General features: G+C 67.4%; 19 protein-coding genes. 9 read left to right on the forward strand and 10 right to left on the reverse strand.

Features of this window, described 5'->3' with window-relative positions; all coding sequences use genetic code 11:
* Positions 1-263: 263 nt before the first annotated feature.
* Both NTM_RS23360 and NTM_RS23365 read right to left on the reverse strand, forming a co-directional pair.
* On the reverse strand, positions 264-959 hold the full coding sequence (locus tag NTM_RS23360) for an HAD family hydrolase (RefSeq protein ID WP_163768280.1): 696 nt from the start codon (positions 957-959) through the stop codon (positions 264-266).
* The gene (locus tag NTM_RS23365; protein ID WP_104865588.1) at positions 956-2950 is read right to left on the reverse strand and encodes an acetoacetate--CoA ligase; all 1995 of its coding nucleotides are present in this window, start codon (positions 2948-2950) and stop codon (positions 956-958) included. The genes NTM_RS23360 and NTM_RS23365 overlap by 4 nt, the downstream gene beginning before the upstream one ends.
* A 315-nt stretch (positions 2951-3265) precedes the next feature.
* Between NTM_RS23365 and NTM_RS23370 the strand changes: the two genes are divergently transcribed.
* A complete protein-coding gene (locus tag NTM_RS23370; RefSeq protein ID WP_142407190.1) occupies positions 3266-4108 on the forward strand; it encodes a cupin domain-containing protein in 843 nt (280 codons plus the stop codon).
* A gap of 86 nt (positions 4109-4194) precedes the next feature.
* Here the strand turns inward: NTM_RS23370 and NTM_RS23375 are convergent, their stop codons facing one another.
* From NTM_RS23375 to NTM_RS23395, 5 genes are all read right to left on the reverse strand, one after another.
* On the reverse strand, positions 4195-4905 hold the full coding sequence (locus tag NTM_RS23375) for an ABC transporter ATP-binding protein (RefSeq protein WP_163768284.1): 711 nt from the start codon (positions 4903-4905) through the stop codon (positions 4195-4197).
* Positions 4895-5680, reverse strand: a complete 786-nt coding sequence (locus NTM_RS23380) for an ABC transporter ATP-binding protein (protein WP_163769600.1) — start codon at positions 5678-5680, stop codon at positions 4895-4897. The genes NTM_RS23375 and NTM_RS23380 overlap by 11 nt, the downstream gene beginning before the upstream one ends.
* Positions 5664-6692 carry a branched-chain amino acid ABC transporter permease gene (locus NTM_RS23385; protein ID WP_163768287.1) on the reverse strand — a complete coding sequence of 343 codons (1029 nt, stop codon included), beginning with the start codon at positions 6690-6692 and terminating at the stop codon, positions 5664-5666. Before NTM_RS23385 ends, NTM_RS23380 begins: the two co-directional genes overlap by 17 nt.
* Complete coding sequence (locus NTM_RS23390; protein ID WP_104865574.1) at positions 6689-7549, reverse strand: branched-chain amino acid ABC transporter permease; 861 nt, start codon at positions 7547-7549, stop codon at positions 6689-6691. Before NTM_RS23390 ends, NTM_RS23385 begins: the two co-directional genes overlap by 4 nt.
* Before the next feature lie 83 nt (positions 7550-7632).
* Positions 7633-8886, reverse strand: coding sequence for an ABC transporter substrate-binding protein (locus tag NTM_RS23395; protein WP_163768290.1), 1254 nt, complete (start codon positions 8884-8886; stop codon positions 7633-7635).
* A gap of 932 nt (positions 8887-9818) precedes the next feature.
* Between NTM_RS23395 and NTM_RS23400 the strand changes: the two genes are divergently transcribed.
* The 3 genes from NTM_RS23400 to NTM_RS23410 are packed head-to-tail and all read left to right on the forward strand — an operon-like array spanning position 9819 to position 12765.
* Positions 9819-10433 carry a helix-turn-helix domain-containing protein gene (locus NTM_RS23400; RefSeq protein ID WP_163768293.1) on the forward strand — a complete coding sequence of 205 codons (615 nt, stop codon included), beginning with the start codon at positions 9819-9821 and terminating at the stop codon, positions 10431-10433.
* A gap of 36 nt (positions 10434-10469) precedes the next feature.
* A complete protein-coding gene (locus NTM_RS23405; RefSeq protein WP_163768296.1) occupies positions 10470-11564 on the forward strand; it encodes an S-(hydroxymethyl)mycothiol dehydrogenase in 1095 nt (364 codons plus the stop codon).
* A gap of 13 nt (positions 11565-11577) precedes the next feature.
* On the forward strand, positions 11578-12765 hold the full coding sequence (locus NTM_RS23410; protein ID WP_163768299.1) for an MFS transporter: 1188 nt from the start codon (positions 11578-11580) through the stop codon (positions 12763-12765).
* A 34-nt stretch (positions 12766-12799) separates the two neighbouring features.
* Here NTM_RS23410 and NTM_RS23415 read toward each other — a convergent pair whose 3' ends face one another.
* Positions 12800-14059 (reverse strand): PE-PPE domain-containing protein, encoded by a 1260-nt coding sequence (locus NTM_RS23415; RefSeq protein WP_232079820.1) that lies wholly within the window; start codon positions 14057-14059, stop codon positions 12800-12802.
* A gap of 495 nt (positions 14060-14554) precedes the next feature.
* Here NTM_RS23415 and NTM_RS28630 point away from each other — a divergent pair, with 495 nt between their 5' ends.
* Both NTM_RS28630 and NTM_RS23420 read left to right on the forward strand, forming a co-directional pair.
* A complete protein-coding gene (locus NTM_RS28630) occupies positions 14555-14710 on the forward strand; it encodes a hypothetical protein (RefSeq protein WP_110781975.1) in 156 nt (51 codons plus the stop codon).
* Positions 14711-14839: 129 nt separating this feature from the next.
* On the forward strand, positions 14840-16102 hold the full coding sequence (locus NTM_RS23420) for an oxidoreductase (RefSeq protein WP_163768306.1): 1263 nt from the start codon (positions 14840-14842) through the stop codon (positions 16100-16102).
* A 240-nt stretch (positions 16103-16342) separates the two neighbouring features.
* Here the strand turns inward: NTM_RS23420 and NTM_RS23425 are convergent, their stop codons facing one another.
* Together NTM_RS23425 and NTM_RS23430 are read right to left on the reverse strand one after the other, a co-directional pair.
* On the reverse strand, positions 16343-17545 hold the full coding sequence (locus NTM_RS23425; RefSeq protein ID WP_163768309.1) for a YihY/virulence factor BrkB family protein: 1203 nt from the start codon (positions 17543-17545) through the stop codon (positions 16343-16345).
* 3 nt (positions 17546-17548) lie between these two features.
* Positions 17549-17830 carry a GlsB/YeaQ/YmgE family stress response membrane protein gene (locus NTM_RS23430; RefSeq protein WP_104861588.1) on the reverse strand — a complete coding sequence of 94 codons (282 nt, stop codon included), beginning with the start codon at positions 17828-17830 and terminating at the stop codon, positions 17549-17551.
* A 99-nt stretch (positions 17831-17929) separates the two neighbouring features.
* Between NTM_RS23430 and NTM_RS23435 the strand changes: the two genes are divergently transcribed.
* The 3 genes from NTM_RS23435 to NTM_RS23445 all read left to right on the forward strand — a co-directional run bounded on the left by NTM_RS23435 (position 17930) and on the right by NTM_RS23445 (position 21322).
* Positions 17930-19024: an NADH:flavin oxidoreductase gene (locus NTM_RS23435; RefSeq protein WP_104861470.1), complete on the forward strand. Its 1095-nt coding sequence runs from the start codon at positions 17930-17932 to the stop codon at positions 19022-19024.
* Positions 19025-19665: 641 nt separating this feature from the next.
* On the forward strand, positions 19666-20418 hold the full coding sequence (locus tag NTM_RS23440; protein WP_104861587.1) for a SigB/SigF/SigG family RNA polymerase sigma factor: 753 nt from the start codon (positions 19666-19668) through the stop codon (positions 20416-20418).
* Between the two features lie 91 nt (positions 20419-20509).
* Positions 20510-21322 (forward strand): SigB/SigF/SigG family RNA polymerase sigma factor, encoded by an 813-nt coding sequence (locus NTM_RS23445; RefSeq protein ID WP_163768312.1) that lies wholly within the window; start codon positions 20510-20512, stop codon positions 21320-21322.
* Positions 21323-21353 lie beyond the last annotated feature (31 nt).

Raw genomic sequence — 21353 nt, forward strand, 5'->3', positions numbered from 1 at the left:
GTGAGAGAAGGGGTGGGCCGGGTCATCGCGCGGCCGGAACGCGGCCGCCGTCCGGTATCAACCGCCAATCGCCGCCGTCGACCAGACCCCGGCGGAACAGCGCCGAACGCGGGACACCCTGCATCACTCTCACCTCCGGCAGAACACCGAATCAGCAGTGTCGAGTTTCAGTGTGGCTACAACCCAGCCGTAACCAGGGGGTGCAACACCCCGAATACTTCAACGAGTTTGAAGTTTAAGACAGTGGCCGGGGGCCCGCAAGCTCATCCGAAGCGCAATTCACCGAGCCCGCGCACGATCGCGTACCCGTCCGGCGCGGGCCGCTCGGGACCGTAGCGGTCCAGCAGCACCGCCGACAGTCCCGCGGCCCGCGCCCCCTCGATGTCGTTGACCAGCGAATCGCCGACCATCAGGCACTGCGCGGTGCTGACACCCAGTGCACGACAGGAGAATTCGAACGCGCGGGGATCGGGTTTGGCGCCGGGCAGCTCCGACGACGCGAACAGCGGCAACGCGAAGTCGGCCAGCGCGGTGGCCGCGACCTTGCGTCGCTGGTCACGGGCATCACCGTTGGTCAGTATCCCGACCCGTAGACCGGCCTCCCGCGCGCGGCGCACCGCGTGCTCGGCGTCGGGGAACGGCCGCCACGCATCCCGGTAGAAGCCCCAGTACGCCTCGAACAACGCGTCGGCGGCGCGGTCGGTCAGTTCGTCCGGGCTCAGCAGTGCCCGCACCCTGGCCCGCCGTTGTTCCGTCCGGGTCAGTTGCCCGCGCTGGTACATGTCGTAGTACTGCCGCTCGAGCACCTGCCAGGTGGTGACGAGCTCCTCGTAGGGCATCGCGAGCCCTGCGTGAACCGCCCACGAGCGCAACGCGTCCGCGGCCGCGCCGCGATGGTCGAGCAGCGTGTCGTCGAGGTCGAACAGAACCGCCTGCAGTCCGGGGCCGCCCCCGCTCATCTCTCCGACGCCAGCGCCAGGAACGGGGCCAGCGCGTCGGGGTCCTGCAGGGCCTCGCGACTGACGGCCTTCTCGGGGTCGACACCGGAGAGGATCTTCTTCACCGGCACCTCACACTTCTTGCCGCTGAGCGTTTTCGGCACCGCGGCGATCTCGATGAACCGGTCGGGTACATGCCTCGGAGACAGTTCCCGCCGCAGCGCGGTCCGCAGCGCCGGCTCGACGGCCTGAAGCGCCGCGTCGGCGGCGAGCACCACGAAGCACAGCAGTTCGCCCTCCGAGTCGTCGCCGAGTTCGGTCGTGTCGATCACCAGGGAATCCGCGACCTCGGCGAAACCCTCGACCACCGCGTAGAAGTCGGCGGTCCCCATCCGTACCCCGCCGCGGTTGAGAGTCGAGTCGGAGCGGCCCTGGATCACATACGAACCGCGCTCGGTGGCGATCACCCAGTCCCCGTGCCGCCAATACCCCGGGTAGTCCTCGAAGTACGCCGCCCGCAGCCGCTCGCCGTCGGGGTCGTTCCAGAACATCACCGGCATCGACGGCATCGGCTGGGTCAGCACCAGCTCCCCCACCTCACCGTGCAGATCGTCGCCGTTCTCGTCGAAGGAGCGCACGTCGGCGCCCAGCGCGGCGCACGACAGCTCGCCCAGCCACACCGGTACGGTCGGCGCCGCACCGAGGAACGCGGTGCACACGTCGGTCCCGCCCGAAATCGAGGAGATCTGGACGTGTTCCCCGACGTGTTCGGCGATCCACCGGAACCCGTTGACCGACAACGGGGAACCGGTCGAGCCCAGCGCCCGCATGGCCGACAGGTCGAAGTCGCGGCGCGGGCTGATCCCGGCATCCATGCACGCGTGGACGAACGGCGCCGACACCCCGAACAGGCGCACCTTGTGCTTCTCGGCGAGCGCCCACAGCACCGTCATGTCCGGGTGGCCGGGGTTGCCGTCGTAGAGCACGAGCGTCGCGCCGACCAGCAATCCGCCGACGAGGAAGTTCCACATCATCCAGCCGGTGGTGGTGAACCAGAAGAACCGGTCGCCGGGTCCCAGATCGTTCTGCAGACGCAGCGCCTTGAGGTGTTCGACCACGATTCCGCCGTGCCCCTGGACGATGCCCTTGGGCAGGCCCGTGGTGCCCGACGAGTACAGCACCCACAGCGGGTGGTCGAACGGCACCGGATCGAACTCCAGCGCGCCGGCCGCGGCGGTGAAATCCGCCCAGCTCGTGGCACCGGCCAGTTCGGCGGCGCGGTCGAGGTAGGGCACCAGAACCGTGGTGCGCACCGTCGGCAGCTGCTCACGCAACGCGTCCACCCGGTCCCGGATGTCGAACCTCTTGCCGCCGTAGCAGTAACCGTCCACGGCCAGCAGCACCACGGGTTCGATCTGGGCGAACCGGTCGAGCACCGCACGGGCGCCGAAGTCCGGAGAACACGACGACCAGATCGCGCCGAGGGAAGCCGCCGCCAGGAACATCACCAGCGTCTCGACACAGTTCGGCGCCAGCGCCACCACCCGGTCCCCGCGGCCGACGCCCGCGGCGATCAGGCCGGCGCGCGCCCGCCCGACCAGATCGCGCAGTTCGCCGTAACTGACCGTGCGTTCGACTCCGTCCTCGCGGGAGAACTCGACCGCGGTGTCGAAATCGTGCCGGCCGGGCGCGTCGGTCAACGCGTGCTCGGCGTAGTTGAGGGTGGCCCCGGGGAACCACTGCGCCCCGGGCATCTCCGTGCCGCCGAGCGCGCACTGCGGCGCATCGTGGAAGACGACCTCGCAGAAGCCGGCGACGGCGGACCAGAAACCCTCCGGATCACGCACCGACCATGCGTGCAACGCGCGGTAATCCAGCTCATCGGCGATCTGCGTGTCACGGCACATGTTGGCCCACCGGGTGAAGCGGACCAGTGCGGTGTCGCGCACCGTCTCGGGGTCGGGACGCCAGAGCACCGCAGGTTCCGATCCGGGAGTGCTGGACGAGTCCATGGGGGCGTTCTCCTTCATGGCCGGGCGCGGTCGCAGTAAGTGCTATGAAACAGGATTCAATCTAGATGAACTGATGCGGCCCCCGGTAGCGCCGAGCCGGGCGACCGCGGAGAATGCCCGCGTGACAATGCCGCGGCCCACTGACAGGCCGCGCTCGACCGGTCCCACCGTCACCGGCGCACTGCCGACCAAGGCGCACTGATCTTTTCGACGCGGCTCCCGGGTCGGGATGGTGCCGGCGCCGACGGCGGACAGTGAAGTTCAGCACTCCAGAAACTTATTTGATCCTATTGAAACCGGTGTTACTCTTACGCCGTGGCTGAACAGCAGAGTGCACCTGCGGGAATGAGGGTCATCACCCGCGAGCAGTGGGGTCCCGACCAGGGCCTGCTCACCGGCGGAACGTGGCGCGAGATCGTCGGTCCGCGCGCGGGCGCCGAATGCCGCGGCCTCTACGACCTCCAGTTCGACGAGGACGGCGAGACGACCCAGCTCACGCACACCTCCGAGGCCGCGTACTACGTCGTCGGCGGCGTCGGCACCGTCGTCCATGGCACCGACGGCGGCTCCCAGGACCTCGTCGAGGGATCCATGGTGCACGTCAGGCCGGGAACCCCGTACCGCCTGATCGGGCTGGCAGGCACCCGGATCGTCGGTGGGCCGTGCCCGTCCGGGTCGCCGATCACCGGGGCACCGGTCGTCGCGTCCGAGTCGGCGGAGGTGTGGCCCGAGATCTCGGTGCATCATCGCGACTCCCCCGGTCTGCTGGTGCCGTTCATCTCCCAGGACGCCCGCCTGGTGGTGTGGCTCGGGATCGGCGCCGTGGCGGCCAACATGAACTACGTCGTCCTGCAGCCCGGCGAGCGCAACAAGGAACACGTGCACGCGTACTCCGAGGACACCATCCACATCCTGGAAGGGCACGGCACCGCCGAAAACGTCACCACGGGAGAGAAACTGCAGTTCGGGCCCGGCGACACCATCCACATCGAGATCGGCTTCTGGCACGCGGTGGCTGCTGACCGCGGCGAGCGGGTGGTCAGCGTCGGTGGGCCGTGCCCGGCCGACGTCGACATGCTGCGCGCTGCCGGCGTCGACGTGGACGGGATCGAATTGCCGCCGGGGACATCGCTTCCGGCCCCCGGACTGGCCCGGTAGTCGGCAGCCACGCACCGGCCGCGCGAGACACGAAAGGGCCGCCCGTCGATTTCGACGGGCGGCCCTTTCGCTGTCGGGGTACCGGGTCAGTGCGCGACGCCGAAGAACAGCTCCTCGAGGGCGCCTTCTTCGAGCAGCGCGCTTGCGTCGACCGCGGGGGCGAGCGTGCCGTCGGACATGAAGTGCACCCGGTCGACGGCGGGCAGGCAGATCCGGGGGTGCTCCTCGATGATCCAGAGCACGCCCGCTCCACGGTCACGCAGCCGCTGGATGTCGGCGATACGCTCGCGCACGATCAGCGGTGCGAGCCCGGTGGTCGGCTCGTCGAGCATCAGCAGCGACGGCGAACTCACCAGCGCGCAGGCGATCGCGAGCATCTGCCGTTCACCACCGGACAGCGTCGCCGCCGCCTGCTTGATGCGTTCGTTGAGCCGGGGGAACTGCACGAGCACCTCTTTGGTGGTCGCGCGCGCCTCGGAAAGACTGCCGCGACACGACACCTGCAGGTTCTCCTGCACGGAGAGCTCGGGAAACACGTTGCCCTGCTGGGGAACATAGCCGATCCCGAGTTCGGCGATGTGGTTCTGCGGCACCGCCGCGAGGTCCTTGCCGTCGAACCGCAGGGTGCCGCCCATCACCGGCAGCGACCGGGCGATGCACTTCATCAGCGAGGACTTGCCGGCGCCGTTGGGTCCGACGATCGCGACGATCTCGCCCGCCGCGACCCGCAGCGTCGCGTCGCGGACCACCGTCAGCGGGCCGTACCCGGTACTCAATCCGTCCGTTTCAAGCAACATCGGATTCCTCCGCTCCGCCGAGGTAGATACGTTTGACGTTGGGATCGTTGCCGATCTGCTCGGGGGTGCCCGACGCGATCACCGCACCGGTCTCCAGCACATGCACCTTGGCGGCCAGTTCCAGCACGAAGCTCAGGTTGTGGTCGATGACCAGGACGCCGATGCCGCGGGCGGCGATTCCCCGGATGATTCCGGACAGCACCTCGATCTGGTTGACCGTCATCGCTGCGGCTGGTTCGTCGAGCAGCAGCATGCGCGGTGCCAGCGCGAGCTGGCGCAGGATCTCGACCAGTTTGGCGTCCCCGGGCGAAAGATCGCTCATCGCACGGTCTCCGAGGTGCGCGGCGTCGGCCTGCTCGAGTTGAGCCCACGCAGCGTCGTGCGCCTCACGGCGACGTCTGCGGTCCTTGGTCCAGCTCACGAACGGCGACCAGGGGTGGTCCAGCGTGTTTCCGGTCAGCGCCAGCGCGACGTTCTCGACCACCGTCATCGAGCTGAAGCCGACCGGTGTCTGGAACGTGCGTACCAGTCCGGCACGCGCCACCTTGTGGGCGGGCAGACCGGTCAGCTCGGTCCCGCCGAAGACGACCCGCCCGGCGTAGGGCGTGCCGAACCCCGAGATCACGTTGAACAGAGTGGTCTTGCCCGCGCCATTGGGTCCGATCAGCGCGGTGATCTCCGCGCTCGAGATCGTGATGTCGACGTCGCGCAGCGCCTGGACACCACCGAAGGTCTTGTTGACACCGATGACCTGAAGGTCAGGCGTTTTGGTCATTGGCACTCCCGGTCAGAATCGGTGTGGACACTGCGGCCGGGCCGGCCCCTGCCGCGGCCGGAGCGGGTACCTGCCTGGTGTGGCGCCGCCGCAACCTCGCGAACGTCCCGCTCTCGCTGAGCAGTCCGTCGGGACGCCAGCGCAGGACCGCGATCAGCAGCAGACCCACCAGCAGCGGATGCGCCGCCGCGTGCAGATTGGACAGCTCCGGCGGCACACTGACCAGCCGGACCATCTCGCTGGCGCCGGTCAGCAGCAGTGCGCCGACGATCGGGCCGAACCGGCTGCCCAGCCCACCGATGACCAGTCCGGCCCACAGCGTGAACGTCAGGTGCGAACTGAACACCGACGGCACCAGAGCGCCCAGGATCCACGAGTAGGCCGGCCCGACGAACAGCCCGCACATCAGGCCCACGGTCGCGTAGGTGGACAGCCTCAGCGACTTGATGTTCTTGCCCATCGCCATCGCCAGCGGCTCGTTGTCCCGCGCCGCCCGCAGGGTCGCGCCGTAGGACGACGTGGCGATCCTGGAGCAGATCAACCAGACCACCGCGGTCAGAAGCACCGTGATCGCCAGGCGCACATAGGGATAGCCGTCGATGGTGAACTGGAACTCGAACGGCTTGACGATCGTCGTGAGGCCGAACGTGCCGCCGGTGATGTCGCGCCGGATGATGATGATCTGGCGCAGGATCTCCGCGAACGCGAAGGTGGTGATCAGAAAGTACTCACCGCGCAGCCGCAGTGCGGGCCAGCCGATCACGATTGCGACCGCGGCGGTGATGAGCCCCGCCCCGAGCATTCCCAGCGGCCACGCCAGCCCCAGCCCGGGCACCAGCGCGTCCGCCGAGGTGGTCAGCAGCACATACGAGTACGCGCCGACCCCGATCAGCCCTGCGATACCGAGATCCCACATACCGCCCCAGGCGGCTTCGAGATTCAGCAATTGGGCGGCCATCGCGAACACGAAGGCCAAGGTCGCGATGGTGACGAGGAACTCGACCGAGATCATGCCGCCGCCTCCTTACGGGACTGGAACGAGAACAGGCCCTGCGGGCGGATCAGCAGCACGCCGATCAGGATCGCGAACGCGACGATCGGCCGGTAGGCGGTGTCGATCACCAGCGAGCTCATGTCCATCACGATGCCGAGCACCAGTGCCGCGGCGATGACGCCGAGGATGTTGCCGGTGCCGCCGAGCACGGCCGCGGCGAGGACCAGAAGAATGTAGCCCCAACCGGATTCGGTGGACACCGAGCCGAGAATTCCGGTCATGATGCCTGCCACGGCGGCCAGCGCACCGGAGATCGCCCACACGGTGGTGCTCACCCGGCCGATCGCCACGCCACGGATCTGGGCCAGCTCCCGGTTGGACGCCACCGCGCGGATGTCGCGGCCCACCCCCGTGCGGCCGAGCAGCAGCCAGAGCCCACCGATCACGATGACGGCCACCAACAGCATCACGATCTCGCCGGGTGCGACGTTGAACGGCCCGACCTGGCGGGCGGCGCCGAGTTCGATCGAGAAGACCCGAAGGTCGGTGCCGAACACCGCGATCATGGCTCCGTACGTGACGAACGCCAGACCCACCGAGGTGAACAGCAGGACGTTGCCGCCCCGGTGCTTCACGGGGTCGAAGAACACCTTGCCCGACACGACGGCCAGTGCGGAGGTGATCGCGATCGCCGCGGCGATGCCGCCGACGACCCCGAGGGCTTCGCCGAGCGCGACCGCGAGCAGGGCGCCGAGGGCCATGAACTGTCCGTGCGCGATGTGCAGGAAGCGCTCGGTGTTGCGCAGCAGCGCGAAACCCGAGGTCGCCACCGCCAGCATGCTGCCGGTCAGTAACCCGAATAGCAGGTTGTCCAACGAATTACCTTTCCAACGGAGGACGGAGCCGGGGCGGTTGGGGGTGGGGGCACCGCCCCGGCGCCGTGGTCATTCTGGGCGGGTCATTCCGGGCGCAGCGCCGGATCGACCTCGACCTGCTCACCCGGTGTCCACACGCCGTCCTTGACCTTCAGGACCGCGAGGATCGGCGACTCCAGGTTGCCGAACTCGTTCATGTCGAGAGTGCTTGAGGCACCGTCGAAGTCGATCTCCTCACCGTTGGCGAGGGCTTCCTTGCCCTCGGCGAACGAGTACACCTTCTTGCCTGGGGCGCTGGCCACGTCGACGATACGGGCGGCGACGTCGGCGCCGTTGGTGCTCTGCGCGGCCTCCATCGCCAGCGCGAACAGCACGTACTGGTCGTAGTTGTTCGCGTCGTACATACCGGGTTCCGGGTCTCCGCCGGTCGCGGCACGGAACCGCTCCGCGTAGGACTTGTAGGCAGGGCTGTCGACGTCGAACGCCGTCAGCGCGGCGGTCAGCTGCCCGGCGTTGGGCAGCGCGGCGACCTCGTCGGTGATCAGGTCGGGTGAGACATAGATCGGGATGTCGTAGCCGCGCCGGTTGATCTCACGCAGGATAGGGATACCCGCTTCCACGCCGGCGGCCAGATACAGTGCGTCCGGCTGGGATTCGAGCGCCTTGGCCACCTCGCTGTTGTACGACGAGGCGCCTGGTTCGATGGTCACCGAGTTCACGGTGCCGCCCGCCTTCTCGAAGGCCTCGGTCGCGACCTCGGCGGGGCCGGACGCGCCTTCGGTGTTTTGCACGATCATCGCGAGCTTCTTGACCCCCGCATCGCGCGCCACCTGGGCGACGATGATGCCGGCATCGCTGTCGGAAGCGGTGACACGGAAGGAGAACTTGCCGCCGCGATCGTCGAGGAAGGTGGTGCCGCAAGAGGAGCAGATGTTGGGCAGTTGACGCTGCTGGATCTGGTCGAAAAGCGCGACCTGTCCGTCGGATTCGAGGCTGCCCATCACCATCGCCTTGTCGACGGTGGTCAGCTTCGAGAAGCCGGCGACGGCTCCGTCGACGGTCGAGCGGTTGTCCTCGGTGACGAGCACGACTTTGCGGTCCATCACCCCGCCCGCGTCGTTGATCTCGTCGACGGCGATCTTCGCGGCAGAGATCGCCGGCGGGGTGAACGGCGCATAGTCACCCGTGACGCCGATGAGCTGCCCGAAGACGATGTCACCGCTGGAGGATCCGCCAGAGGACTGGCCACCGCGGTCGTCTCCGTCGGCACAGGAAGTCAGGACGAGGCTCAACGCGGCCCCGACTCCGATGACGCGACAGCAAGATTTCAACTTCACTTCATGACCTCCGACGCTGGTTCGTGGAACACGGCTGGTCCGAACACGGCCCGCTGTGATGTCGCTGAGCGTACAATGGGATTGAAACTCACGCAGGATTTCGCGCATCTTTCGGTCCGAAGAACGGGTGACTTGCACACCTATAACTTCAAGTTGGTTGAAAGAATAGGTCAGTGTGACGCAGATCGCAAGGCTCTGCGGGCGGCGCGTCGGCCTGCCGTTTTGGCAGGTGACCGGCACTCACCGGACGTCGATCGCCAGGCGTTCGCGGCATGCACACGCGGGTGACGTCCCACGCCGATCGTCCGCGTTCGACTTCATCCGAACTGAAATGGTTACACATTTTTTACGTCGAGTGGGGCCTGCGGCACCACCGGGACGATCGAGGTACGCCGCCGGACTCCGGCAACCCTGCCGGTCAGCGGTCCGTACACCTCGATACCGGTGAAATCGACGGGGAACAGCCCTCACAGAAAGTCTCTGGTCGCGGCTCACCGCGTTCCTCGCAGCTGCGGCACAGGCCCGGGCCTACGGTTGCCGAGCGTCACGGCCTGCCATGCCGGACCGACTGGCGGATTGAGCCGGACTGAAGGTGGTGCGGCCCGCGCCACCGGCTCCGGTGTCCGACCGCCGACACCGGTCGAGCGCGCGCCGCAATGGCGACGAACGGCGCGCGCCGGCGTATCCGATGGTCCCGGGGTCCCGGGCATCGGCGGGTAGCGGGACTGCACTGCCACTGAAGGACCCGGGAGTGGGCAGGATGGGCACCGACATCAGTGCTGTTGAATCTTCTGGCGCGATCGCCGTATGTGAAGTGTCCGCGAAAACCACCGCCAGGCCATCGCGCCGACACAGCGACAGCACAAGCGATTGTCAGTTACAGTGAAACTCTCTTAGATAAGTTCAGCCTCGGTAAACAGCACGGGAGACATATGAGCGTGCCTGACGAGAGCCCGTTCCTCGATATCCAGGCCGCCTCGGAAATGACGAACCGCCGCCTGGGTGCCGAAATCCGGCGTATCCGGATGGAATCGGGTCTCACGCTGGTGGACATCGCAGCGGCGACGGGTTTGAGCGCATCGATGCTGTCGATGCTCGAACGGGGCAAGACCGGTGTGTCCGTCGGTTCGCTCGTCGCGGTGGCCTCGGCACTCGACGTGGCGATCGGGGACCTCTTCCATCCGGCCAGAGGTCCGGAGCTGTCGCTGGTACGCCATGCCGATCAACAGGAGCTCACCCTCGGACCCGGGGTCACGCGGCGGGTGATCCAGCGCAGCAGGAAGCACGGCCTCGAGGTGGCATCGTTGAAGCTCGCCGTCGGTGCGCACACCGGTACCGAACTCGTCCGGCACGAAGGCCAGGAGATCGTGGTGGTCCAGGCTGGACGCCTGACCGTGCAGAGCGGTACCGCGTCCCACGACCTGGACGCCGGCGATTCGATCCGGCTCGACGCCGACTGCCCGCACCGGTTCGCCAACGACGGCGCCGAACCCGCGGAAGCGCTGTTGATCGCGCAGGTGTCGGTGCCGAACAGTCACGGCCATTGACCGGCCGATCCGTTTCATTCAGTGGAGAGGTATGAGATGACTCAGACAGTGCGTGGTGTGATTTCGCGGGCCAAGGGCCAGCCGGTCGAGGTGGTCGACATCGTCATCCCCGATCCCGGACCCGGCGAAGTGGTCGTGGCCGTCCAGGCCTGCGGGGTCTGCCACACCGACCTGACCTACCGCGACGGCGGCATCAACGACGAGTTCCCGTTCCTGCTCGGCCACGAAGCCGCCGGCATCGTCGAAACCGTGGGCGAGGGCGTCACCAACGTCGCACCCGGCGACTTCGTCATCCTCAACTGGCGCGCCGTCTGCGGACAATGCCGCGCCTGCAAACGCGGCCGCCCCCAGCTGTGCTTCGACACCCACAACGCCACCCAGAAGATGACCCTGACCGACGGCACCGAACTGACCCCCGCCCTGGGCATCGGCGCCTTCGCCGACAAAACCCTCGTCCACCAAGGCCAATGCACCAAAGTCGATCCCGCCGCCGACCCCGCCGCCGCCGGCCTACTCGGCTGCGGCGTGATGGCCGGCCTCGGCGCAGCCATCAACACCGGCGCACTCACCCGCGACGACACCGTCGCGATCATCGGCTGCGGCGGCGTCGGTGACGCCGCCATCGCCGGCGCCGCACTGGTCGGGGCCAAAAAGATCATCGCCGTCGACACCGACAACCGGAAACTCGACTGGGCCCGCCACTTCGGCGCCACCCACACCATCAACGCCCGCGACCTCGACCCGGTTGCCACGATCCAGGATCTCACCGACGGGTTCGGCGCCGACGTCGTCATCGACGCCGTCGGACGCCCCGAAACCTGGAAACAAGCCTTCTACGCCCGCGACCTCGCCGGCACCGTCGTCCTGGTCGGCGTACCCACCCCCGACATGACCCTCGACATGCCCCTGATCGACTTCTTCTCCCGCGGCGGAGCACTCAAATCCTCCTGGTACGGCGACTGCCTCCCCGAACGCGACTTCCCCACCCTCATCGACCTCTACCTCCAAGGCCGCTTCCCCCTCGACAAATTCGTCTCCGAACGCATCGGACTCGACCACATCGAAGACGCCTTCCACAAAATGCACGCCGGCGACGACGACGCAGTGCTGCGCTCGGTTGTCGTATGGTGAAGCGCGCGTTCGGATGACCTCGCGGCTGGCCCGCCGTCACACCGCGCTGACCGCGACTCCCCTGCTGCTGATGGGCGTCGCACTGGCGGCGTTCAATCTGCGCCCGGCGGTCACCAGCATCGCGTCCGTGCTGGGCGAGGTCCAGGGCGACCTCGGCGCGTCGGTGGTCTGGGCGAGCGTGCTGACCGCTGTTCCCGCAGTGTGTTTCGGCCTCGCCGCGATCGCGGCACCGTGGTTGAACCGCCGGTTCGGACTCGCCAGGGCCATCGGTCTGGCCCTGGCGGTCCTGACCGCAGGGCTCGCGCTGCGCGTCGTCGGCGGGCCGTGGCTGGTGCTCGGCGGCACGTTCATCGCGACGTCGGGCATCGCGATCGGCAATGTGCTGATTCCGGTGGTCGTCAAGCAGTCCTTCCCCGATGCCGTCGGACGGGTGACCGGCATGTACACCGCGGCGCTGGCAGCCGGAGGCGGGATCGCCGCCGCCGCGACACCGGCCCTCGATTCGCTGCTCGGCGGCTGGCGGCCCGCGGTCGGGTCCTGGGCGATGTTGTCTGCGGCAGCGCTGATCCTGTGGAGCATCGGGGTCCGCCACGGTGAGGTGCCCGACCACACGGTTCCCACCGACGGTCCCCGCCGTTCGCTGCTCCGAAACCCGGTGGCCTGGGCGGTCGCCGGCTTCTTCGGTATGCAGTCGTGCTCGGCCTACATCCTGATGGGATGGCTGGTGGAATTCTTCGTGTCTCACGGAATTCCGCGGCCCGAGGCCGGACTCATGCTGGCGCTGATGAACCTGATGGGCATTCCGCTGAACCTCGTCGTCCCGATGTTCGCGCTGCGCAGGCCCTCCCAGTCCGGGTGGATCCTGGCCGTCACGTCGGCGACGATGATCGCGACCGTCGGGCTGTGGGTCGCACCGACCGCGGCGCCGTGGCTGTGGACGGTGTTGTTCGGCGTCGGGACCGCCACCTTGCCGATCGCGCTTGGCGTGGTCGCGCTCCGTGCCCGGGCCACCGCCGAGACCGCCGCGCTGTCGGCGATGTCGCAGGGTTTCGGCTACCTCATCGCGGCGACGGGTCCCCTGGCCTTCGGTGTGCTGCACGCGGTCTCGGCCGGCTGGAGGCTCCCGATCCTGCTGCTCGGCGCGGTCACGCTGATCCAGGGTGCTCTGGGGTGGGTGGCGGGCCGGCCACGGTCGGTGTGAGATCCCTTGGCGCACAGCACGAAGCGTTGCGGGGTTACTTCGCCGACTTGTCCGACTTCGCCGCCTTGTCCGACTTCACCGCCTTGTCCGACTTCGCCGCCTTGTCCGACGCGGTGTCGGTGCGGGACGTTCGGGCGCCGTCACGGTCCCTGGTCGGCTTCTTCGACGTCTGCGTCGCGGTGGTCTCGTCATCGGCACCGCTGAGCTTGTCGGCCGCGGCGTCGAGGGCCGCACCGACCGTGCTCGAACTGGGCATCGCCGCGCCCGGGGTGGCCTCGTCGACGGTGCGCTCCGTGGCCGCGATCTGCTCCCCGAGGCTGCGCTGTCCGTCCATCTCGGGGCCCGCCCCCGCGTCGATCTCAGCCTGCTGTTGCGCGGCGGCGGTCAGACCCAGGTTCACCCCGCCCGCGTCCTGGTCGCCCGCGTCGCGGGTGACGATGTCACGGATGCGCTGCGGCACATCAGGCCCGCCGAGGCGGGCCGCGACGTTGGCGGGATCGTTGCGACTGTAGGCGCGGTCAACCTGCGCGCGCAGCTCGGCTTCGCGCGGCGCCAGCCGCGGATTGGCCTGCACCAGGGGCAGAGTTTCGGCCGGGACCAGGTAACGAACCGTGGTGCCGCCCAGTGCATTCTCGGTGACGGTGGTGTTCTGCTTCGGCACGTCGGACAGGTCGGAGAACATCGTCTGAACGTGTCGCAGCACCGAACCCGTGATCGCGTTCGAGATCGCGGTCAGGTTGAAGCGATCCGGGAAGTCGGCCATACCGTCGTATTCGCCGGTCACCTCGACGGTGTCGTACACCGTGGCAGGAGGCCGCCGATAGGTGTAGTCATACTGCGGGTTATAGGTTTCCGTGTCGTCGATGATCTCCTGCCTGCTGGAGTCCGCGACGACGACGAAGTTGATCTCCTCGGCGGCTGGGTCGGCTTCACCGTCGTTCTGCCATCCGCGCAGGGTTTCGGTGACCACCAGTGACCCTGCCGACAACCCCACGACAGTCACCTGTTCCCCGTCGAGCAGGTTGCCGTCGGCGTCTCGCTCCAATTGCGCCAGCGCCTGGTCGATCTGCGCGTTCAGGTTCGCACGCCCGATTTCGATGGACTGGCCCAGCGTCCGGGTCTGACTGGCTTCGGCCGGCCAGTTGACGCTGACCCGCCGGTCGTAGTCCTGCAACGCCCCGCCCAGGAGCTGGGACATCACGACCTCGTGCAGGCTCGGTGTTCCGAGACCTCCGACGACCAGCGCGGTACTGGCCGCCCACCCCGACGCCGCGGTCGATACGGCTAGTGCCACCGACGCCGCGGCAGCGCCGCATGCAATGCCCGTGTCACGTGCTCCGCGTTTAGTGAATCGCATGAAGATTCCCCCATTGATCAGTAGATTTCGTCACATGTGCGCCGCGACCGGCGCGAATAAGGGATGTTCGTGGAACGAATAGACCAAACCAGCAATTCTCATCAACGCGCATGAGGCAAACGGCAGGGCCTTTAAGTCGATTTATCTCGCGGTGCATCGCCATGGCTTTCACCACCACGAGAGGCGGAGACCTGTCCACGCTCCGACATTGCTCTCACACGCGGTAGCTAATAATAATCTCCAATCATCGACACTGTCGTGAACTGGGAGCGGGTAATCGGATGCGGCGGCCGGCGCGGTCACTCGGCGCCCTCGGCCCGCGATGACCAGCACAGGATCCTCGCGATGATCTTGGTGGACGGGCGTTTGGATTTGACGAAGCGGGCAATACCACTGGCGCCAGCGTCACCCACCTACGCGATTGGAACTGACATGATCATCCTCGGAATCATCCTTCTGCTGATCGGCTACTTCACGCACCTGTCGATCCTCTACACGATCGGCGGCATCCTCGTGGTCGTCGGTGTGGTGCTCTGGATCCTGGGCGCGGTCGGACGTCCTGTCGGCGGTCGCAAAGTCTGGTTCTAGCGGCACCCAGCCGCTTCTGACGCACACTGAAAGCCCCTGTCCACAGGGGCTTTCAGTGTGCCAGGGGCCCTCTTCGCGCAGGTTTGCCCACCATTGCGCGCATCGGGCCAGCCGATTAACATCGTTGAAATGAGTTCAACTGTGCTCAACAGCGGTGTGGGCGGCGCCGCGTTCACTCCGGCGCAGCTGGGGCCGCTGCTGCTGCCGAACCGCTTCATCCGCGCGGGCACGGGCGAGTCGATGGCCGACAAGGACGGCCGGATCGGGCCGGGATATGCGGTGTTACACGAGAATTTGGCCCGCGGCGGCGTCGGGCTGGCGTTCACCGGGCACATCTTCTGCCATCCCCGGGGCAGATACGGGGAACTGCAGGCGGGACTGCACGACGACGACGCCATCCCGCAGTTCCGTGCGGTGACCGACGCGGTACACCGTCGCGGCGGGCGCATCGTCGCCCAGATCGCGCACGCCGGAAGCCAGTCCATGATCGCGGGGAACGACCCGCTGGCGCCTTCTGCGGTCGACAACGTGATGACGGGCAGGAAAGTGCGCGCAGCGCGCGTCGACGAGATCGAAGACGTCATCGATGCTTTCGCGCAGGCGGCGCGCCGCGCCGTCGAGGCCGGCTTCGACGGTATCCACCTGCACGGCGCCAACGGGTACCTGATCAGCCAGTTCCGTTCGCCGCTGACGAACCGGCGCGACGACGAATGGGGCGGCAGCCGGCAGCGCCGGGACCGGCTCGCGGTGGAGATCATCCGCGCGATTCGCGCCCAGCTTCCTCCCGGACGGTCGTTCACGATGAAGGTCGGCGTCGCCGACCTGGTCGACGAACCCGGCGGGTTGAACGTCACCGACGCGGTCGAAGGCATCGGGACGTTCGTCGACGCGGGCCTCGACGGGGTCGAGATCTCGTCGAATCTGATGAGCGACTACGTCAGTGCGTCGATCAGACCGTATGTCGCGGTCACCCGTCGCCGTGCGCTCGCCGACATACTCGTGCACCGACTCCACAAGTCACCCGAACCCGAGGCCTATTTCCTCGATTTCGCCGATGCGGTCCGCGCCCGGGTGGACACGAAGATCATCCTCGTCGGCGGTATCCGCCGCCTCGACACGGTAGAGCGCCTGATCGCAGGCGGCCGTGCGGATTTCGTGTCGATGGCCCGCCCGTTCATCCGGGAGCCCGACCTGGTCAACCGACTCGCCGCCGGTGCACAGACCTCACCGGCGTGCGTATCGTGCAACATCTGCCTGATGCACGACGAGCACCATCCGCTGAAGTGCTGGCGCATCCCACGCATGAACCTGCTGCGGCACGCCCGTTACCGGTTCACAGGCGGATTCGGGACCAAAGGGTCCGGCCGTAAGCCCTCGGCCGCCGAACTCTGAGATCCCCGACGCAGTGACACCGCGGCCACGACCCCGGCGCCGCCGAGCGTCACGACCACCAGGGGCCAGAACAGCAACTGCGCGAACGCGATCCGGCGTTGCACCTTCGCGCCGCGACGTGCCAGCGACCGCGAACTGCGGATCACACCCACGGAAGACTCCCCTGTGTCGGACGGACCTGCCTCGGACGGACAGCGGCTTTCGAGCGAACGGTACCCGTGCGCCTGATGGATGAAACCGTCACGCGCGCCTACCCCGGGACCGCCGCAACAGCCGGCCGCTCAACCGCGTCTTGTGCTCCTTGTCCCGGTTCTTCTCGATGACGCTGGTGTCCCGCAGCGGCAGTTGGAGGGTGTCCTCGGCTTTGATGCCGGCCTGCAGCTGCCGCCCGCGTTCGAGTTCGGCGTCGATCTCCGCGCCGAACAACAGCGCCAGGTTGGTCAGCCACAGCCAGAGGAGGAAGACGATGACACCGGCGAGGGCCCCGAACGTCTCGTTGTAGTTGCCGAAATTGGCGACATAGAGCCCGAATCCGAGGGACGCGACCACCCACGTCACGATCGCGATCGCCGCGCCGACGCTGATCCAGCGGAACTTCGGCTGCCGCACATTCGGACTGAAGTAGTAGAGCATCGCGACGCCGAGGATGACGAGGACCAGCAGACCCGGCCAGCGCGCGATGTTCCACACCGTCAGCCCGGTGGCACCGACGCCCAGGTATCCGCCGATCGCCTCGGCCACCGGCCCGCTCAGGGCCAGCGCGAGGGCGACGACCGCGGCGACCAACAACCCGACCAATGTCAGGACCAGCTGCTGCAGACGAAGTTTCCACCCCGGCCTGCCCTCGTCGACCTCGTAGATCCGGTTCATCGCGCGCCCGAACGCACCGACGAACCCGGACGCCGACCACAGCGCGCCGATGATGCCCACCACCAACGTGAACCCGGCCGAGGGGGCGTCGACGAGCTGCTGGATCGGGTCACGCAGGACGTCGACGGCGGCCCCGGGACTGATGTCGTCGACGATCTGCAGGATCGCGTCCGCGGTGCGTTCGCCTTGTCCGATCACCCCGAGCAGCGACATCACCACGACCAGTGCGGGAAACAGCGACAGCACCGCGTAGTAGGTCAGCGCGGCCGCCAGATCGGTGCACTGATCGCGGCTGAACTCATCGGCGGTCTTGCGCAGCACGAACATCATCGACGGCCGCGTGAGGTCGGTCGGTGAATCGGGCTTACCCGGATCGTCGGCCGGCGGCGCATCCTGCTGGGGCGACTCGGGCGGTTCGGATACGGGCGGCGCGCCGCCCTGACCGGTGTCCTCCCAGGGGCCCTCGCCGAGGTCCTCCCCGACGGCCGGTTCCCGCTTGGACCGCGTCAGCGCGCCGGTCGCCAACCCCGCGGCGAAGGCACCGGCGATCGCCGCGGGGCGCGCGACACTCACCTGCTACACGCGTGGCTGGGTGGTGCGGCGGCCGGTGACGGCGACGTATATGGCGATCAGCACCACGGCCACGACGATGCCCACCAGGAACGGAATGATCTCGAAGCCGCCGTTGGAGTTCGAGTAACCCAACTGATAGCACAGCCACGTGCCCAGGAACGAACCCAGCGCTCCGAGAACGATGGTCATGAGTACACCGATGTTCTGCTTGCCGGGCATGACGAGCCTGGCCAGAGCGCCGATGATGAGTCCGACGACGATTGCGCCGATGATGGTTCCGATCATGATCTGCTCCCTCACTTGGTCCCGACCCGGCACGGGTAACCGGGAAGCAGCAAACTAAACGCGGGATGGTCTTCGACCGGTTCGGCGTTGTCACCTGTCATGGCTGTTGACGACCTGTTCCAACCTCTGACCGTGCGCTCGCTGACGGTGCCCAATCGGTTCGCGATGGCGCCGATGACGCGCCAGGGCTCGCCGGGCGGGATTCCCGGCGCCGACGTCGCCGAGTACTACCGCAGGCGCGCTGCCGGCGGCGTCGGGCTGATCATCACCGAAGGGGTGCGCCTGCCCGACCCCGCCGCGGGGTATCCGTTCACGATCCCGACGATCACCGGTGACGAGGTTCTGACCGGGTGGAGGCGCGTCGTCGACGCGGTTCACGCCGAGGGGGCGACGATCGCCGCGCAACTGTGGCATCAGGGCGCCGAACGCGACGACGCCGACGGCGTGGTGACGGTGAGCCCGTCCGGCGTCGACGGGCTCGGCAACCCGAAGGGACGCGCGTTGCGCCGTGATGAACTCCCCTCGGTCGCAGCGCAGTTCGCGCAGGCGGCGGCGACCGCGCGCGAGCTCGGTTTCGATGCGGTCGAACTACACGGTGCGCACGGCTATTTGCTCGACCAATTCCTTTGGGAGAAGACGAATCTGCGCGAGGACGACTACGGCGGCGACCTGCAGGGGCGAACCCGGTTCCCCGCCGAGGTGGTCTCCGCGGTACGCGCCGCGGTGGGCTCGGACTACACGATCATCTTCCGCTTCTCCCAGTGGAAGGGCACCGATTACGGCGCGTCGCTGGCCGAAGATCCGGCCCAGCTCACGCAGCTGCTCACACCGCTGACCGCTGCCGGCGTCGACATCTTCCATCCCTCGACGCGCAGACATTACGTGCCCGCTTACCCCGCCGCCGACCCGGTGCGCAGCCTCGCGGGCTGGACCAAGGCCGTGACCGGATCCCCCGTCATCGCCGTCGGATCGGTCGGGTTGCAGACCCAGTTCCGCAGCGAAAAGCCCGGGCAGCTCATCGAACCCGAGTCTGCGGAGCGACTGGTCGCCCAGTTCGACGCGGGCGAGTTCGACATCGCCGCACTCGGGCGCGCACTGCTGGCAGACCCGGCATGGGTGAACCGACTGCGGGACGGGACACTCGACGGCTTCCAGGGTTACGACCCCGAGAAGGCGCTCTCGAAGCTGGCCTGAGCCTGTCGTTCACCCAATCACGTTGCATTTCAGCAATAACGGCGCCGTGCGATACGAGTGACGTGGAACGTCAAATCGCATGTCCGCGGCCTTTCCTGAGGGTTTAGTGAGACCTTGGGGCGCCTTCGAGGACAGAACACGAAGCACCGGCGACAAAAGCCCTGATCATGACATTCTCCCGGCTGATCTGGGCGGACGCCGTCCGAGGGCACCTCCTGGCTGAGGTTGCTTTCGGGGTGAGACGACGTATGGTCGTAATCAGGTGCAAAACGTGTGTCATCGCCGTGGTGACAACCCCCCGGGGGGCCGAACCCCACCCATGCCACGGCGAACAAATACTGCCGCAGCAAGCGCATGTCGAGAATCCGGCGTGATCCTTGGTCAGACGCCAATCGCAAGCCAGCGGCCCACGACGTACGCGACCGCTTGCCGCCGTCGAAGGCCCTGCCTGCTGAGGAGCAGAAGAATACGGGCCGTCGGTCTGAATGAGCTGACGACACCAGCGCTCATCAACCGAGTGCAAGCAACGCGAAACGTCTACGACACGGAAGCCGTGATCCCAAGTGCAAACCCAGACTCTTTCGCCCCGCGAAACCCCCACCCCCGCGCGCAGGCGCGATAGCTACCACGACGTGCTGGACATGTTCCGCGAGATGGGCGTCCTCGATCCCGAATCCGCCGCCTACCGGCGGCAGCGCGAAGCGATCATCGCACGCTGCCTGCCGCTGGCCGACCACATCGCCCGCCGTTTCCGCGGCCGCGGCGAAACCCACGAAGACCTGATCCAGGTCGCGCGCGTCGGCCTGCTCAACGCCGTCAACCGCTTCGACGTCGACAGCGCCAACGACTTCCTCGCGTTCGCGGTCCCGACGATGATGGGCGAAGTCCGCCGGTACTTCCGCGACCACGGATGGTCGTTGAAGGTGCCGCGCCGGCTCAAAGAACTCAACGTCCGGCTGAATTCCGCCCGCGCGGAGTTGACCCAACAGCTCAACAGGGCCCCCACTCCCAGCGAACTCGCCGAGTACCTCGGTGTGGACCGCGAAGAGGTCGTCGAAGGTCTGGTCGCCGCGAACGCGTACTCGACCCGCTCCACCGAACAGCCGACGCACGTCGGCAACGACGGCGAAGGACTGTCGTTGCAGGACACCTTCGGTGCGCCCGACGACAACATCCAGAAGGTCATCGACGTCAACACCGTGCAGCCACTGCTCGCGGCGCTGCCCGAGCGGGACCGGCTGGTGCTGAAGCTGAGATTCTTCGACGACCGGACCCAGAGCCAGATCGCCGAGCAGATCGGCGTCTCCCAGATGCACGTGTCCCGGCTGCTGGCCCGGGCGCTGGCTACGCTGCGCGATCAGGTCGGCTACGACGCCGACGGCATCGCGCGCTGAGTCGGGCAGGTTTGTCCACCGCTCTGTCGGGGTAAACCGCGCTACCTGGTTCAGGGACGAGCCGTAGTCGACCGATAGAGGAGCTGTTGAGTTGTCTGAGGCCCGCCGCGAGTACGCCGATGTGCCGAACATGATCCGTGAACTGCGTCAGTTGGACAGCACGTCGGCCGCATACCGCAGACTTCACGAAGACATCATCGCGCTGACCCTTCCACTCGCTGATCACACCGCCCGGCGCTTCCGCGGCCGCGGACAGTCGCACGACGACCTGTTCCAGGTCGCCAGCGTCGGGCTGGTGAACGCCGTCAAGCGCTTCGATCCGGACAGCGGATCGGACTTTCTGGCGTTCGCGGTCCCGACCATCATGGGTGAGGTCCGCCGCTATTTCCGCGACTGCGGCTGGGCGGTCAAGGTTCCGCGCCGGCTCAAGGACCTCAACGGCCAATTGGTCCGTGCGCGTGCGGAGTTGACACAGACACACGGTCGCGCGCCGACGGCCACCGAGGTCGCGGCCCATCTCGGCATCGACCGCGAAGAGGTCGTGCAGGCGACCATCGCCAGCAGCAACTACTCGACGCTGTCCACCGACAGCACGACGGGTCCCGATGGGGATTTCGTGGCACTGCGCGAAACGCTCGGCGAACCCGACGCCCGGCTGGACACCGTGCTCGACATGGAGACCATCCGGCCGCTGATCGAGAAGTTGCCGCCGCGCGAGCAGGCGGTGTTGAAGCTGCGCTTCTTCGACGAGATGACGCAGACCCAGATCGCCGAACGCATGGGTTATTCACAGATGCACGTGAGCCGGTTGCTGGCCAAGGCGCTGGGCACGTTGCGCAGCCAAGCGGTCAATGACGGTACGGCCGCCGAGCTGACGGCGACGCGCCGAAGCCAGGTCGCCTAGCGCGCCGTCGCGCCGCGGGTTCCCGACCCGT

This window comes from Mycolicibacterium parafortuitum (genome assembly GCF_010725485.1).
Taxonomy (GTDB): domain Bacteria; phylum Actinomycetota; class Actinomycetes; order Mycobacteriales; family Mycobacteriaceae; genus Mycobacterium.